Origin of the sequence: Couchioplanes azureus (genome assembly GCF_014648355.1) — a bacterium.
Classification (GTDB): Bacteria; Actinomycetota; Actinomycetes; order Mycobacteriales; family Micromonosporaceae; genus Actinoplanes; species Actinoplanes azureus.
Map to the genome: position 1 here is coordinate 1,370,384 of NZ_BMQY01000001.1, position 13,847 is coordinate 1,384,230.

A 13,847-nucleotide genomic window follows, 5' to 3' on the forward strand; every position below is an offset into this window, starting at 1 on the left:
GGCACGAGGGAGCGGGATGACGACCGAGCGGCCGCAGGTCGGCGCCTCCGGGAAGACGACTCCTCCCGGGGACGACGAACCCACCACACCCGACGCGGTCCAGCCCGAGCCGATCGGGACCCCGACCGTCGAGACCGAGAGCGACACGACCGGCACCGCCGCGACCGAAAACGGGACCGCCGCGACTGAGAACATCACGACCGAGACCGACGCCACCGAGGGTGTCAAGACCGACGCCGCCACCGAGAGCATCAGGACCGGGGCGAGCCCGACCGAGAGCATCGGGATCGGGGAGAGCCCGACCGAGAGCATCGGGATCGGGACGAGCCCGACCGAGGCCAGCGGGAGCGGGGCCACGGGGAGTGAGGAGCGCGTGCCCGAAAGGCCGAGGCTCCGGAGGTGGGCCGGGCTGCGTCGCGGCCGCGTCGCGAAGGTGACCGACCCCCTGGGCATGGGCCGAGGTCTACGGCCCGCCGTGCCTCGTATGGCCGCCGCGACCGTCGCGGCCACACAGGGCGACGCAGCAACAGCCGGCGCCACGGCGGCGCCACGGAAGTCCGTCGCGCCAGGCGAGTTCGTCCCGCCCGGAGAAGCGGTCGAGCCCGGAAAGCCCATCCCCGGAGAACCCGTCACCGCCGGGAGGCCCAGCACCCCCGGAGAACCCGTCACCGCCGGGAAGCCCACCACCGCCGGGAAGCCCACCACCGCCGGGAAGCCCACCACCGCCGGGAAGCCCACCACCGCCGGAGAGCCCAGCACCGCCGGAGAGTCGATCACGGTCGGGGAGTCGATCACGCCAGGTGAGGGTGGGGTGTCGGGCGGGCGCTTCCGGCGGCGGAAGGGGGCGTTGCCGACCGCCCGTCCTCCCGGCGCACCGCCCGACCCGTGGACCGCCTTCGTCGAGACGCCCGAGCGCCGGCCCGGCCGCATCCGTCGGGCCTTCCGCGCCGTCGGACGGGCGCTCGTCCACGAGTACGCCCTGGTCGTCTACGGTTCCCTGCTGCTCGCCGTGGTGCTGACCTGGCCGACGTTGCGCTACCCCATGCACACCGTCCCGCAGGACGTCTGGGATCCGTCACGGCAGGCGTGGCAGGTCTCCTGGGCCGGGCACGTGCTGCTCCACGAACCGGCGCGCCTGTGGCAGGCCAACGCCTTCTTCCCGGAGCGTTACAGCTTCGCGTTCGGCGACAGTCTGCTCGGCTACGCGCCCGCCGGCATGCTCGGCAGCGGTCCGCTGGCCGCCGTCCTGCGGTACAACATCCTCTTCGTGCTCGCCCATGCGCTGCTGGTCATCGGCGGATACGCGCTCGTCCGCCAGCTCGGCGCCGGGCGGACGGGCGCGGTGGTCGGGGCGGTCGCCTTCGCCTACGCACCGTGGCGGCTCGCCCAGGAGGGACACCTCGACATCGTGTCCGCCGGCGGGATCCCGCTGGCCCTGGCGATGCTGGCACGGGGACACGGCTGGTCCCTGCGGTACGGCTTCCGCCCCGCCCGGCGGCACGCCGGATGGGCGGCGGCCGGGTGGCTCGTCGCGACGTGGCAGATCAGCCTCGGGTTCTCCCTCGGCCTGCCGTTCGCCTACGTGCTCGCCTGCCTCATCGTGGTCGTCGCGTGCAGCACCCTCCTGCGCCACCTGGGCCGACGCCTCCGCCGCCTGCTGCCCCGACTCCACCGAAAGCCGAAGCCCGAAGCGGCCACAGCCCCAGGAGCGCTGCCAACCTCGACCGGAGGGGCCTCAGCACAAGACTCCACCGGGCCATCGACCACACAAGCGCCCAACGACTCCTCACCAGCGCAGCCCGCGGCGGTGCCATCACCAGCGTCACCGGCGGCGCCCACCGTGCAAGCCGCACCCGAGCCGGCCGCGCCCACCGTGCAAGCCGCACCCGAGCCGGCCGCGCCCACCGTGCAAGCCGCACCCGAGCCGGCCGCGCCCACCGTGCAAGCCGCGCCCGAGCCGGCCGCGCCCACTGTGGGAGCCGCAGCCAAGCCGGCGGCCGTACGTGGGCTCGGGTGGCGGTTGCTCGTCACCGATCTGCTCGGCGCGCTGATCCTTGCGGGCGTCGGGGCGCTCATCGCGGTGCCCTACCTGCGAGTGGGTGACGCCGCGCCGGCGGGTAGCGAGATCTCGTTCTTCTCGCCGCCGGTGCAGAGTCTGCTGATCGGCCCGGCGGAGTCGCGGATCTGGGGAGCGCCGCACGCCGTGGCCCGGGAAGCCCTGCGCTGGCCCGCTGAGATGACGCTTTTGCCGGGCTTCGTGCTGTACGCCCTCGCGCTGGTGGGGCTCTTCTTCTCGGTCTGGCGCCTGTGGCAACGGCTGCTTCTACTCCTCGCCGTCCTCGTCAGCGCCGCGCTCACCCTCGGCACGACCTTTTTCGACGGGCGCTGGAGCTATCTGCCGCTCTTCGGCCATCTGCCCGCCTCCTTCGGCGTGCGGATCCCCGGGCGCCTCATGCTCTGGGTCACCCTGTTCCTGGCGATCCTGGCCGCGGGCGCGGTGGCCGAGTTCGTCCGCCGCGCCGAGAACCTGGCGGCGTCCCGGGTGCCGCCCCGGCCGGGGCCGTGGCTGCGGCTGGCGACGCTCGTGCCGTTGCTGCTCGTGCTGGTCGAGGGCTGGAACGCGACCGCCCATCCGGTGGTCCCGGCCCAGCCCGCGGCGATGCGTACGGTGACCGGCCCGATGCTCGTCCTGCCCACCGCGGCGTTGAGCGACCACACCGTCATGCTGTGGTCGACCAGCCGCTTCCAGGAGATCGCCAACGGTGGCGGCGGTTTCGCGCCGGGGCGCCAGGCGGAACTGCGCCGCTCGGTGGCGAGCTTCCCGGACGCGACCAGCGTGCAGTACCTCCGCTCGCTGGGCATCGGCACGGTGCTGCTGCTCCGGGTCGAATCCGCCGGTACGCCGTGGGATCGCGCGGGCGACCGGACCGTGGACGCGCTCGGCATCACCCGCGAGGACCTCGACGACAACTCGGTGCTGTTCCGCCTGAACTGACGGGAAGCCGGCCCGCGGCGAAGCCGGCGGCTACAGCTCCGCCGTGGACGTCTCGCGGGGCTTCGCCTGCAGCCTCTGGCGCAGCACCGCGATCCACGGGGCGTCCGGGGCATCGTCGAGGACGCCGCCGTCCGGGTCGTCCCGGTAGGTGTGGCGGACCACGTCGAGCTCGGGCCGCCAGATCTCGCGGATCACCAGTGCGCACAGGATCGCGACGGTGATCAGCCGCAGGCCCGAGGCCAGCACGAACGTGCCCTCGGGGATCACCGGCTTGCCGCCCGCTCCGAGCAGTTCGGCGTAGAAGGCGGCGAAGTAGCCGATCTCCGCCACCGTCCAGGCGATGATCGCACCCCAGCGCGGGCGGGCCAGCACGATCAACGGCAGGAGCCAGAGGACGTACTGCTGGGACCACACCTTGCTGAAGATGAGGAAGGCGGCGACCACCAGGAAGGCGAGCTGGGCCAGGCGGGGCCGGCGCGGCGCGAGCAGGCAGAGCATCCCGATGGCGGCGCACGCGAGGATCGTCAGGGCGTACGAGAGGTTGTTGAGGGCCGGGATGTTGTCGCTGAGCCACTGGAACGGGCCCTGATCGTCCGCGCCGGTGTTCCATTTGCCGTCGAAGTAGCGGCCGATGTACCAGAGCGTGCCCCAGTCGATCGGCCGGGTCTCGTTGAGCTCGAAGAAGCGTTTCCAGCCGGTGGGGTAGAGGATGGCGATGGGCAGGTTGGTGGCCAGCCAGGCGAACACCGCCGTGCCGAGGGCGAGCAGGAAGGCTCGCATCCGCCGCGAGCGCAGGGCGAGGACGAACAGCGGCCCGAGGATGAACAGGGGCCAGAGCTTGGCGGCGCCGCCGAGCCCGAGCAGGAGTCCGGCGATCAGCGGTTTGCGCCGGGCCCAGGCGTAGAGGCCGAACATGGCCAGCGCGATGGCGAGCAGGTCCCAGTTGACCGTGGCGGTGACCAGCAGGACCGGGGAGAGCGCGAAGATCGCGGCGTCCCAGGGCCGGCGGCGGCGCAGCGCGAGCAGCACCGCGGCGGACGCCACGGCGAGGATCGAGAGGACCAGCGCGTTGGCGTTGTAGAACCACCGGCCCTGGTTGATCTCCGGGTACCGGTCGCCGAGAGCGTGCACCGGCAGGCCGAGCGCGCCCATGAAGTAGCCCGTGACGACCGGATACTCGACCGGGTGGTCGCGGTACGGGACCTTGCCCTCGTTCAGCCCTTCCGCGTAGTAGAGCGCCAGCACGTCGGTGTAGCAGAAGCGCGTGTACTGGACGTTCTTCTGCCAGTCACCGTCCTGGCAGGGCGACTTCTGCACCCAGCTGGCGGCCAGGGTCAGGCAGACCAGCGCGAGGATGATGCGCTGCGCCGTCCAGAAGCGGCCGCGCCGGGCCGTGGGCGGGACGGCGTGCTCGCCGACCGGCCCGCCGATCGCCTGCGAGAGGCCGCGGACGAACCCGTCGGATTGGGCGGGCAGATCGGTCCGGTCGGTCGCAGGCGTGGGCGCGCTCATGACTTCGCATCATGCCGCATCCACCCCTCCCGTGGTCTCTCAGCACAGCGACACACGTGGGGCATCCGGCGCGGCGAGCTGCGCAGCGGCACAGGCGGGAACCAGCGGGGCGAGACGGGAACGGAAAAGGCCCGTCGCTCCGAGCGACGGGCCTTTCCACCATGTCACGAGCGACGGGTCAGCCTCCGCCGTCCAGCCGGTCCGTGCCGAACTGGCCTCCGCCGGTGCCGGTGTCGTTTCCGTCGCCGCCGGGGAAGGTGATGGTCCCACCGTTGCCCGGTCCGCCGTTGTCCTGGCCGTCGCCGTCGTTCTGGCCGCCGCCGTTCTGGCCCCCGCCGTTCTGGCCCCCGCCGTTGTTCTGGCCACCGTTGTCCGGGCACAGCGCGGGCAGGAAGTCACAGGCCGGGTTCTGGCCCTGGCCGGGGTTGGGCGGGAGGTTGACCACCGGCGGCGCCACCGGCTTCTTGCCGTTGGCGTACTCGCTGTCCGGGTTGCCGGTCTCGACGCGGGGCGGGAACCGCTCCTGCTCCATGTCCTTGGCCTTGGTCACGGCGTTGATGAAGTTCTCCCAGATGTCCGCCGGGGTGCCGGAGCCGAACATCTCGCCGCCGTTGGGCTCCTTGAGCTTCACCTTGTTGCCGGCGCCGCCGACCCACACGGTGGCGGCGAGCTGGGGGATGCCGCCGACGAACCAGCAGTCACCGCTGCCTCCGTCGAACTCCCAGGTGCCGCTCTTGGCGATGGACTGACGGCCGTTGCGCAGGTTGTTCCCCGACTGACCGGGGATCTTCGCCATGACCGCCTCGAGGTTCGACATCTGGTCCTGGGGGAAGACCTGCTTCGGCTTGGTCTTCTCCGCCGCGACGATCTTCTTCTTCCCCGTCGTCTGGTCGACGGCCTCCACCTTCCTGATGAAGTGGGCGTCGTTGCGCGCACCCTGGTTGACGATCGTCGCCACGCCCTGGGCGTGCTCCAGCGGTGAGACGTGGTACTGGCCGAAGGCGACCTCGTTGTCGAAGTAGCCCTTCTTCTTCCAGGTCGAGGCGTCGGTCTTGGTCAGGTCGACGGGCGGGCCCTCGTCCGGCCACAGGTGCTCGAGACCGGCGTCCCGGGCCGCCTCGATCACCTTTTCCCGGCCGATGCCGTCGGCGATCCAGTAGAACGGGAAGTTGTACGAGTTGATGGTCGCGGTCTCGAGGTCGCAGGCCTCGATCCTCCCGCCGCAGATCAAGCCCGGCTTCCGGCCGGCGTTGTTGATCTCCTTACCGTTCTCGCGCTTCTTCGTGCCGTCCCAGGTGGTCCGGAAGGAGATGTCCTCCCGGAGCGCCGCGGCCAGGGTGTAGATCTTCATCGTCGAGCCGGGCGACTGCCCGCGACCGCTGAAGTCGGTGCCGTCGCCGTTCAGGTAGCTGCCGTAGTCGGTGCCCAGGGGGTCGTCGCCGCCGTAGTAGCCGAGCACCCGCCCGGTCTTCGGGTCGATGCCGATGACCGCGGCCTGGACCTTCTTGCTCTGCAGGCGCATCGGGGACGTCTCGCTCTTGCGCGAGCCGGCCTCCTCCGCCGCCTTCTGCACCTCGGGGTCGATCGTCGTGGTGACCGTGTAGCCGCCGCGCTGGAACTCGGCCTCGGAGATGCCCATCTCGCGCAGCTCGGCGTTGATGTGCCGCATGATCATGCCGACCGGCTTGTCCGCGGCGCAGGTCTTGCACTGGCTGGCCTTCAGGGGCTGGATCTTCGGGTACTTACGCGCCGCGGACACCTCGGGAGTGATCCACCCCTCCTCGAGCATGTTGTTCAGCGTGTAGTCCCAGCGCTCCTTGGCAGCCTGGGGGTTCAGCCGCGGGTTGTACCCCTTGTGACCCGTGTTGGGGTCCGGCTCCGGCTGCTTGATGATCGACGCCAGCACCGCGGCCTCGTACGGCGTGATGGCGTTCTTGCTGCCCTCGGGCGTCAGCACGGACTTGTTGAAGTAGCCCAGCGCCGCCGCCTCGATGCCGTACCGGCCCTCACCGAGGTAGATGTAGTTCAGATACTTGCCGAGGATCTCGTCCTTCTCGTACTTGTCCTCGAGCTTGCGGGCGATGACGGCCTCGCGGAGCTTGCGGTTGACGTTGATGCCCTTGAGGTCCGCGGCGTAGCGGGCGTACTGCTGGGTGATCGTGGACGCGCCCTGCAGGTCGTCGCTGACGAAGTTGTTCCAGGCGGCGCGGACGATGCCCTTCATGTCGATGCCGTGGTGCTCGTAGAAGTTCTTGTCCTCGGCGGCGACCACGGCCTTCTTGACGATCGGGTTGATCTTGCCCTCGGGCACGACCGTGCGGTTCTGGTCACCCAGCTTCGCCAGAGTCTCGCCCTTGGCGTTGAGGATGACGTTGGTCTGCGCCTCCTGGCGGTCCGCGGGCAGCTCGACGTCGTCGAAGAACCACGTCCCGCCGACGACGCCGATGCCGAGCAGGATGACCACCACGGCGGCCGCGGCGGTCAGGATGTTCGTCCGGCGGCGCCGCTTGGCGACCTTGGTGAGGATCTTCTGGGCCTCGCCCCGGCGGCCGTGCGGCTCTTCCGGGCCCGCGCCGATCGGGGAGGGGGACACCGGCCGGACCGCGGCCCGGGCGACGGAGGCCCGGCCGGGCGGGGCGGATGCCGAGGCGCCCACCCGGGCGGCACCCACCGAGGCGGCACCCACGGAGGCGCGCCCGCCCACGGAGGCGCGGCCGGCGCCCACGGAGGCACGGCCGCCCGCCGGGGCGGAGCCGACGGATGCGGCGCCGCTCACGGTGGCGCGTCCTGCCTGGCGCCGGTACGCGTCGGGCGCGGGGCGTTCGTCGTAGCCGGACGGGTCGTCGTCAGGCGTGGAAGCAGCGGACGGCCCGGGCACTCTGGCCCGGGCGCGTGCAGACTGCGAGTCGCCGTACGAGTTCATTCGGTTACACCTACCGGTCGCGGTGGCGCGCCCGGGGAGCCCTGGAGGGGCTCCCGCCGGCTGCGCCACGAGCGGACATTCTGGGCTGCATCCCCGCAGCCGCCCTGACGGATGTCAAAAATGACCGACCGCGGCGCTGGGTGCCCGTGTCGGTCGGGGTCGTCTCCACGTTATCGACGTTGAGGGTGATCACTGTCGGCCCTCCCGGCGAAGCGACGACGACCCTGTCTCGCGGTGGCGGCCCGAGGCGGACGAGGCGGCAAGCGCCCCGCCCGGGCGTTCGTCGGGGGTGAGCGCGTCCCTGCCGAGCAGGAACTGCTCGGTCAGGTGGTTCCACGCGCAGGTCTGGCACACCTCGACCACGAAGACCTGGAACTCACGCAGTGTCATCGCCAGGACCGGCAGCTCGGCGAGCTTGCGGGCCTGGCCGGCGGACTGCTTCAGCTCGTCACCGTAGATGTAGTGCACCAGGGTGAGGTTGTCGCGGCGGCACACGGGGCAGCGCTCGTCGGTGGGCTCGCCGTGGAACCTAGCTGCGTTTTTGAGGTACGGCGACGCGTCGCAGACCTCGAGCGTCCCGATCTTGCCGTTGTGCAGGTCACGCAGCAGCGCTCGCCTCTGTAGCGAGTAGTCGACGACCTGCCGCTGCGTGCGCATGGCGAAGAGAGTACGCGGTCGGCACCCGAACGGCGACCGCCACTACGCAGCGTGGCGCGCCGACCGCGACCCATCACCGAGTTGCCATCCTCCGCGCCCCGATCTACGGTGACGATGTATCGGCCCGATACATCGAACCGAAGGAGGTGGCCCGCGTTGCTCGAACTGGCGATCCTCGGCCTCCTCCAGGAGGCCCCGATGCACGGGTACGAGCTGCGCAAAGAGCTCGCCACCAAGCTCGGCACCATCCGCGCGGCCATCAGCTACGGCACTCTGTACCCCACGCTGAAGCGCCTGCACGCCGCCGGCTGGATCAGCGAACAGGCCACCGAAACCGACATCGTGCCGCCGATGACGAGCAAACGGGGCCGGGTTGTCTACAAGATCACTGCCGAGGGCAAGGAGCGGTTCGCCGACCTGCTCGCCCAGGCGGGTCCCGAGACGTACGACGACGCGGGCTTCGGCGTGCACTTCACCTTCTTCTCCCGGACCGACCGGGCCACCCGGCTGCGCATCCTCGAGGGCCGCAGGCGCCGGATCGAGGAGCGCCGGGAGGGCCTGCGGGACATGCTGTCGCGCGCCGGGGACCGGCTCGACGCGTACACGCTGGAACTGCAGCGACACGGACTGGACGCCTGCGAGCGCGAGGTTCGGTGGCTGGAGGAGCTCATCACCAACGAGCGCTCCGGCCGCACACCCTCCGCCGCCGATCAGGCGGCGGATGCACCCCCCGTAATACCGGCTCCGCACCAGGACCGGCCGTGATGAACAAGGAGGCAAACGCGATGGGCTCCGTCCGCGTCGCCATCGTCGGTGTGGGTAACTGCGCCTCGTCCCTCGTACAGGGCGTGGAGTACTACCGGAACGCCGACCCCAACGACCGCGTTCCGGGTCTCATGCACGTGACCTTCGGCGACTACCACGTCTCCGACGTGAAGTTCGTCGCGGCGTTCGATGTGGACGCCAAGAAGGTCGGCATGGACCTGTCCGAGGCGATCGTCGCCAGCGAGAACAACACGATCAAGCTGACCGACGTGCCGCCGACCGGCGTCACCGTCCTGCGTGGACCGACGTTCGACGGCCTCGGCACGTACTACCGGGAGATCATCGAGGAGTCGTCGGCCGAGCCCGTCGACGTGGTCCAGGCGCTCAAGGACGCCCAGGTCGACGTCGTGGTGTCCTACCTGCCGGTGGGCTCCGAGGAGGCCGACAAGTTCTACGCGCAGGCCGCGATCGACGCCGGCTGCGCGTTCGTCAACGCCCTGCCGGTCTTCATCGCCTCCGACCCGGTGTGGGCGAAGAAGTTCACCGACGCGGGCCTGCCGATCGTCGGTGACGACATCAAGAGCCAGGTGGGCGCGACGATCGTGCACCGCGCGCTCGCCAAGCTGTTCGAGGACCGCGGCGTCGAGCTGCTGCGTACGTACCAGCTCAACTTCGGCGGCAACATGGACTTCATGAACATGCTGGAGCGCAACCGCCTGGTCTCCAAGAAGATCTCGAAGACCCAGTCGGTCACCAGCCAGATCCCGCACGAGATGTCCAAGAGCGACGTGCACATCGGCCCGTCGGACCACGTGCCGTGGCTCGACGACCGCAAGTGGGCGTACATCCGGCTCGAGGGCCGCAGCTTCGGTGACACCCCGCTGAACGCCGAGCTCAAGCTCGAGGTGTGGGACTCGCCGAACTCGGCCGGTGTGATCATCGACGCGGTGCGCGCGGCGAAGATCGCCAAGGACCGCGGCATCGGTGGCCCGATCCTGTCGGCCAGCTCCTACTTCATGAAGAGCCCGCCGGTGCAGTACAACGACCACGACGCCCACGCGGCCGTCGAGGCCTTCATCAAGGGCGAGACCGAGCGCTGATCGCACGCCGAGGGGCCGGACCGCGCGACGGTCCGGCCCCTCGTCAGCTCCAGGCCCGTTCCAGCGCCACGCGGGCCTCCAGCTCCAGTAGGTGCCGCTTGCGCGGCAGACCGCCCCCGAAGCCGACCAGCTTGCCGCCCGCCCCGACCACCCGGTGGCACGGCACGAGCACGGGCACCGGGTTGCGGTTGCAGGCCGTTCCCACCGCACGCGCGGCACCGGGGTCACCGAGCGCGGCGGCGATCGACCCATAGGTGCGCATCTCGCCGTAGGGGATACCGGCGATCTCGCGCCACACCGCGCGCTCGAACTCCGAACCGCCGCGCAGCTCCACCGGCACGGTGAACGCCGTCAGCGTCCCGGCGAAATAGCCGGCGAGCTCGGTCAGGACCGGATGCGGGACGCGCGCCCAGGTGGAAGACGCGCCGAAGCGGACGCCGATCACCGTGTCGCCGTCGAGCTGGACGCCGAGCGGGCCGATGGGAGAGTCCGTGAGGAGCCGCACAGAAACGATTGTGCGCCCGGGGTACGACAACCAGTACATTGCCTCGATGATCAAGATGCGCTCTCTGCTCGGCGCCGCGACGGCCGCGATCCTCCTCACCGGAGTGGCCGGCACGCCCGCCCGTGCCGCCGAGAACAGCGACCCCACCTTGAGCGTCTTCTACGACGCCGTCGACGGCTACGTCAGCAAGTATCGGGCGCCCCACGTCTACATGTCCGATCCCGACGGTGTCCGCAAGGGCGAGCTGTGGATCGACGGCGTGCTCGTCGACACCTTCGCCGACCTCAGCGGCGGCCCGCTCTGGGACATGGACGCGAAGAACGGGCCGGTCACCATGACCATCAAGGCGTTCGACATGTGGGGGAACGTCAGCGAGTACACCCGGCGGGTCATCGTGGACAGCGATGCGCCGGTCGTCACACTCTCGCCGGCGAAGAACGCATTCGTCCGCGGCACCCTGAAGGCCTCGGTGACGGCGGTCCGCGACTACAGCGGCATCGGCGAGCTGGCCTCCGCGATCGTCGCCGCCGGCACGCCGAACGTGACCATCCGCAAGGCGCCCTGGTCGATCCCGCTGAACACCCGGCGGGTGCGCGACGGCAAGCAGGCGATCTTCTTCGCGGTCACCGACAAGGCCGGCAACGGGACGTACGTGGAGCGCGCCGTGACCGTCGACAACACGGCACCGTCGGTCTCGCTCACCCAGGCGCCGCGGAACAAGGCCCGGGTCACGAAGAAGTTCACCGTCGCCGCCAAGGCCACCGACCGGTTCGGCATCGCCCGGGTGCAGCTGCTGGTCAACGGCAAGGTGGTGGCCACCGACGGCAAGGCGGCCTACCGCTTCACCGTCAACCCGAAGAAGTACGGCAAGAAGTTCACCGTGCAGCTGCGCGCCTACGACAAGGCGGGCAACGTCAAGACCACGGCGAAGCGCACTTACCGGCGCTGACGTCCGCTACGAGATGTGGCCGTGGTCGCGAGCCCAGCGCAGCAGCTCCGCCTCGGCCTCGTCGCGGTCGAGCGGGCCGCGGTCCAGCCGCAGCTCCTTGAGGTGCCGCCAGGCCTGACCCACGATCGGGCCGGGCGGCACGCCGAGCAGCTCCATGATCGCGTTGCCGTCGAGGTCCGGCCGGACCCGGGCCAGGTCCTCCTCGGCCTGGATGCGGGCGATCCGCTCCTCGAGCGCGTCGTAGTCCGCCGCGAGCGCCGCCGCCTTGCGCCGGTTGCGGGTGGTGCAGTCCGAGCGGGTCAGCTTGTGCAGGCGGGGGAGCAGATCGCCGGCGTCGGTCACGTAGCGCCGGACGGCCGAATCGGTCCACTCGCCCCGGCCGTACCCGTAGAAACGCAGGTGCAGCGCGACCAGCCCGACCACCGCGGAGATCACGTCCTTGGGGTACTTCATGGCCTTCATCCGCTGCTTGGTCAGGCGCGCGCCGACCACCTCGTGGTGGTGGAAGCTGACCCGGCCGTCGCGGCCGACCGCCTTGGTCGCGGGCTTGCCGACGTCGTGCATGAGCGCCGCCATACGCAGGATGAAGTCCGGGCCCGCGTCGCCCTCGAGGCGTACGGCGTTGGAGACCACGATCAGCGTGTGCTCGTAGACGTCCTTGTGCTGGGCGTGCTCGTCGATCTCCAGTTTCAGGCCGGAGATCTCGGGGATGAAGCGGTCGGCGAGCCCGGTGTCGACCAGCAGGCGCAGGCCGCCCACGGGATCCTGGCCGGACAGCAGCTTGGTGAACTCGTCGCGGATGCGCTCGGCGGTGATCCGGTCCAGATCCGCCGCCATAGCCCGCATAGCGGACAAAACACCCGGATCCACCGTGAACTTCAGCTTCGCGGCGAACCGGGCGGCGCGCAGCATCCGAAGTGGATCGTCGCCGAACGACTCCTCGGGGCGCGCGGGCGTCCTGATCACGCCGGCGGCCAGGTCCTCCAGGCCGCCGTGCGGGTCGGTGAAGACGTGCCCCGGCAGGCTCACCGCCATCGCGTTGATCGTGAAGTCGCGGCGGCGCAGGTCGTCGAGGAGGTTGTCGCCGTACTCCACGACCGGGTTGCGGGTGACGCCGTCGTACGCCTCGGCGCGGAAGGTGGTGATCTCCAGCCGCAGGCCGTTCTTCTGGACGCCGATCGTGCCGAACTCGCGGCCGGTCTCCCAGATCGCGTCGGCCCAGCCCTTGACCAGCTCGAGCGTCTGCTCGGGGCGCGCGTCGGTGCAGAAGTCGAGGTCGTCGCCGAGCCGGCCGAGCAGCGCGTCACGCACCGACCCGCCCACGAGGTGCAGCTCATGGCCGGCGGCGCCGAAGCGGCGCCCCAGCTCGTCGGCGACCGGGGAGACCCGGAGCAACTCCTGGACGGCGTTGCGCTGGGCCGTATTCAAGACTGACATCAGGCGACCAGGGTAACCGTCGTGGCGGTAACCGAGCGAAGCGGGCAGGATGGGGCTCGTGCCCGTTCCCGAGGCGCTGCGCCGCCTCAGCGAGGACCCCGGATTCTGGTCCCTCCTGCGGGCCGATGCCGGCGCGGCCGAAGACCCCGATCCCGCCGAGCTGCGCGTCTCGCTGCCGGTCACCGGCGGGTACGGCCTCGTGCTCGATCTCGACCTGGCCACCGGCGAGCAGACGCTGGGCCTGCGCGAACCCGCGACCAGCGAACCGGTGCAGCTCGGCTGGGCGGCGCCGGGCCGGCCCTGGCCCGCGGCGCTGCGCTGGCACGAGCTCGAGCTCTGCGCCCGGGTGATCGCCCTGGAGGACCCGACGCTGCCGCACCCCGGCCTGGTCGTGGCGCTGCTGGGGCCGTTCGCGCCGGTCACCGCGGAGGACGACGAGACCACGGTGGCGGCGGTGCGCGAGGCGGCGTACCGGTCGCTGCGCCGCGACGTGCCGCCACCCACGCCGACCGGCCCCGAGCAGACCCCACTGCCGCTCTTCGCGGGCGACGCCTGGTGGCCCCGCCCGGCCACGCCCTCCCCGCAGGTGCTCGACGAGGCCGCGATCGCGGCCTACACCCTCCCGGCGCCCGTGCAGCTCCAGGTCCGCGGCGGCGCCCGCTTCCCGCACGAAGGGCTTGCCGAGCTGGTACGCCGCGCGGCAGGCCGGCTGTCCCGGCTGCCCGAGGAGCAGTGGTACGCCGGAGTCCGCCCGCTCGCCCGCCACATGGCCGACACCGGCGACCTGCGTCCGGTCGGCGCGCTGCTCGGGGAGCTGACCGAGGCCGGCTGCGACCACCCCACCGTGCTGGACGCGCTGAGCGAGCCCCTCGTCCCGCTCGAGGCCTGCTGGATGGTCGAGACACTGGCCGGGGCGGCGCCGGGCACGCTGGTACGCCACCACGTGTGACCGGCGCCCTTCGCGGCGGGACCGGCCTGGCTAGGGTGGCTTCTGTGTCCGTACC

10 protein-coding genes are annotated in these 13,847 nt (G+C 71.0%); 5 read left to right on the top strand and 5 right to left on the bottom strand.

Annotated elements, in window-relative coordinates:
• The first annotated feature begins 16 nt into the window (after window positions 1-16).
• Window positions 17-2,995 carry a hypothetical protein gene (locus IEY99_RS34025; RefSeq protein WP_229798170.1) on the top strand — a complete coding sequence of 993 codons (2,979 nt, stop codon included), beginning with the start codon at window positions 17-19 and terminating at the stop codon, window positions 2,993-2,995.
• A gap of 30 nt (window positions 2,996-3,025) precedes the next feature.
• Here the strand turns inward: IEY99_RS34025 and IEY99_RS06325 are convergent, their stop codons facing one another.
• From IEY99_RS06325 to IEY99_RS06335, 3 genes are all read right to left on the bottom strand, one after another.
• Window positions 3,026-4,507, bottom strand: coding sequence for a glycosyltransferase family 87 protein (locus tag IEY99_RS06325; protein ID WP_189200120.1), 1,482 nt, complete (start codon window positions 4,505-4,507; stop codon window positions 3,026-3,028).
• Window positions 4,508-4,685: 178 nt separating this feature from the next.
• Window positions 4,686-7,430: a transglycosylase domain-containing protein gene (locus tag IEY99_RS06330; protein ID WP_189200122.1), complete on the bottom strand. Its 2,745-nt coding sequence runs from the start codon at window positions 7,428-7,430 to the stop codon at window positions 4,686-4,688.
• A gap of 189 nt (window positions 7,431-7,619) precedes the next feature.
• Complete coding sequence (locus IEY99_RS06335) at window positions 7,620-8,087, bottom strand: DUF5318 domain-containing protein (RefSeq protein WP_189200124.1); 468 nt, start codon at window positions 8,085-8,087, stop codon at window positions 7,620-7,622.
• A 156-nt stretch (window positions 8,088-8,243) separates the two neighbouring features.
• Here IEY99_RS06335 and IEY99_RS06340 point away from each other — a divergent pair, with 156 nt between their 5' ends.
• Window positions 8,244-8,852, top strand: coding sequence for a PadR family transcriptional regulator (locus IEY99_RS06340; RefSeq protein WP_189200126.1), 609 nt, complete (start codon window positions 8,244-8,246; stop codon window positions 8,850-8,852).
• Window positions 8,853-8,872: 20 nt separating this feature from the next.
• Entirely contained in the window at window positions 8,873-9,952 is a 1,080-nt protein-coding gene (locus IEY99_RS06345) for an inositol-3-phosphate synthase (protein WP_189200710.1), read from the top strand.
• Window positions 9,953-9,995: 43 nt separating this feature from the next.
• On the opposite strand, the gene IEY99_RS06350 is transcribed toward IEY99_RS06345, so the two are convergent.
• Window positions 9,996-10,496 carry a methylated-DNA--[protein]-cysteine S-methyltransferase gene (locus IEY99_RS06350; protein ID WP_373293306.1) on the bottom strand — a complete coding sequence of 167 codons (501 nt, stop codon included), beginning with the start codon at window positions 10,494-10,496 and terminating at the stop codon, window positions 9,996-9,998.
• 7 nt (window positions 10,497-10,503) lie between these two features.
• On the opposite strand from IEY99_RS06350, the gene IEY99_RS06355 reads away from it, so the two are divergent.
• On the top strand, window positions 10,504-11,406 hold the full coding sequence (locus tag IEY99_RS06355) for an Ig-like domain-containing protein (protein WP_189200128.1): 903 nt from the start codon (window positions 10,504-10,506) through the stop codon (window positions 11,404-11,406).
• Window positions 11,407-11,412: 6 nt separating this feature from the next.
• Here the strand turns inward: IEY99_RS06355 and IEY99_RS06360 are convergent, their stop codons facing one another.
• Window positions 11,413-12,843 (bottom strand): CCA tRNA nucleotidyltransferase, encoded by a 1,431-nt coding sequence (locus IEY99_RS06360; protein WP_189200130.1) that lies wholly within the window; start codon window positions 12,841-12,843, stop codon window positions 11,413-11,415.
• A 49-nt stretch (window positions 12,844-12,892) separates the two neighbouring features.
• Between IEY99_RS06360 and IEY99_RS06365 the strand changes: the two genes are divergently transcribed.
• Window positions 12,893-13,792, top strand: a complete 900-nt coding sequence (locus IEY99_RS06365) for a hypothetical protein (RefSeq protein WP_189200132.1) — start codon at window positions 12,893-12,895, stop codon at window positions 13,790-13,792.
• Window positions 13,793-13,847 lie beyond the last annotated feature (55 nt).

Coding starts and splice junctions, on each gene's coding strand:
- IEY99_RS06325 (WP_189200120.1), bottom strand. CDS start 4,507: ATGAGCGCGCCCACGCCTGCGACCGACCGGACCGATCTGCCCGCCCAA.
- IEY99_RS06365 (WP_189200132.1), top strand. CDS start 12,893: ATGGGGCTCGTGCCCGTTCCCGAGGCGCTGCGCCGCCTCAGCGAGGAC.
- IEY99_RS06355 (WP_189200128.1), top strand. CDS start 10,504: ATGATCAAGATGCGCTCTCTGCTCGGCGCCGCGACGGCCGCGATCCTC.
- IEY99_RS06335 (WP_189200124.1), bottom strand. CDS start 8,087: ATGCGCACGCAGCGGCAGGTCGTCGACTACTCGCTACAGAGGCGAGCG.
- IEY99_RS06350 (WP_373293306.1), bottom strand. CDS start 10,496: ATGTACTGGTTGTCGTACCCCGGGCGCACAATCGTTTCTGTGCGGCTC.
- IEY99_RS06345 (WP_189200710.1), top strand. CDS start 8,873: ATGGGCTCCGTCCGCGTCGCCATCGTCGGTGTGGGTAACTGCGCCTCG.
- IEY99_RS34025 (WP_229798170.1), top strand. CDS start 17: ATGACGACCGAGCGGCCGCAGGTCGGCGCCTCCGGGAAGACGACTCCT.
- IEY99_RS06360 (WP_189200130.1), bottom strand. CDS start 12,843: ATGTCAGTCTTGAATACGGCCCAGCGCAACGCCGTCCAGGAGTTGCTC.
- IEY99_RS06330 (WP_189200122.1), bottom strand. CDS start 7,430: ATGAACTCGTACGGCGACTCGCAGTCTGCACGCGCCCGGGCCAGAGTG.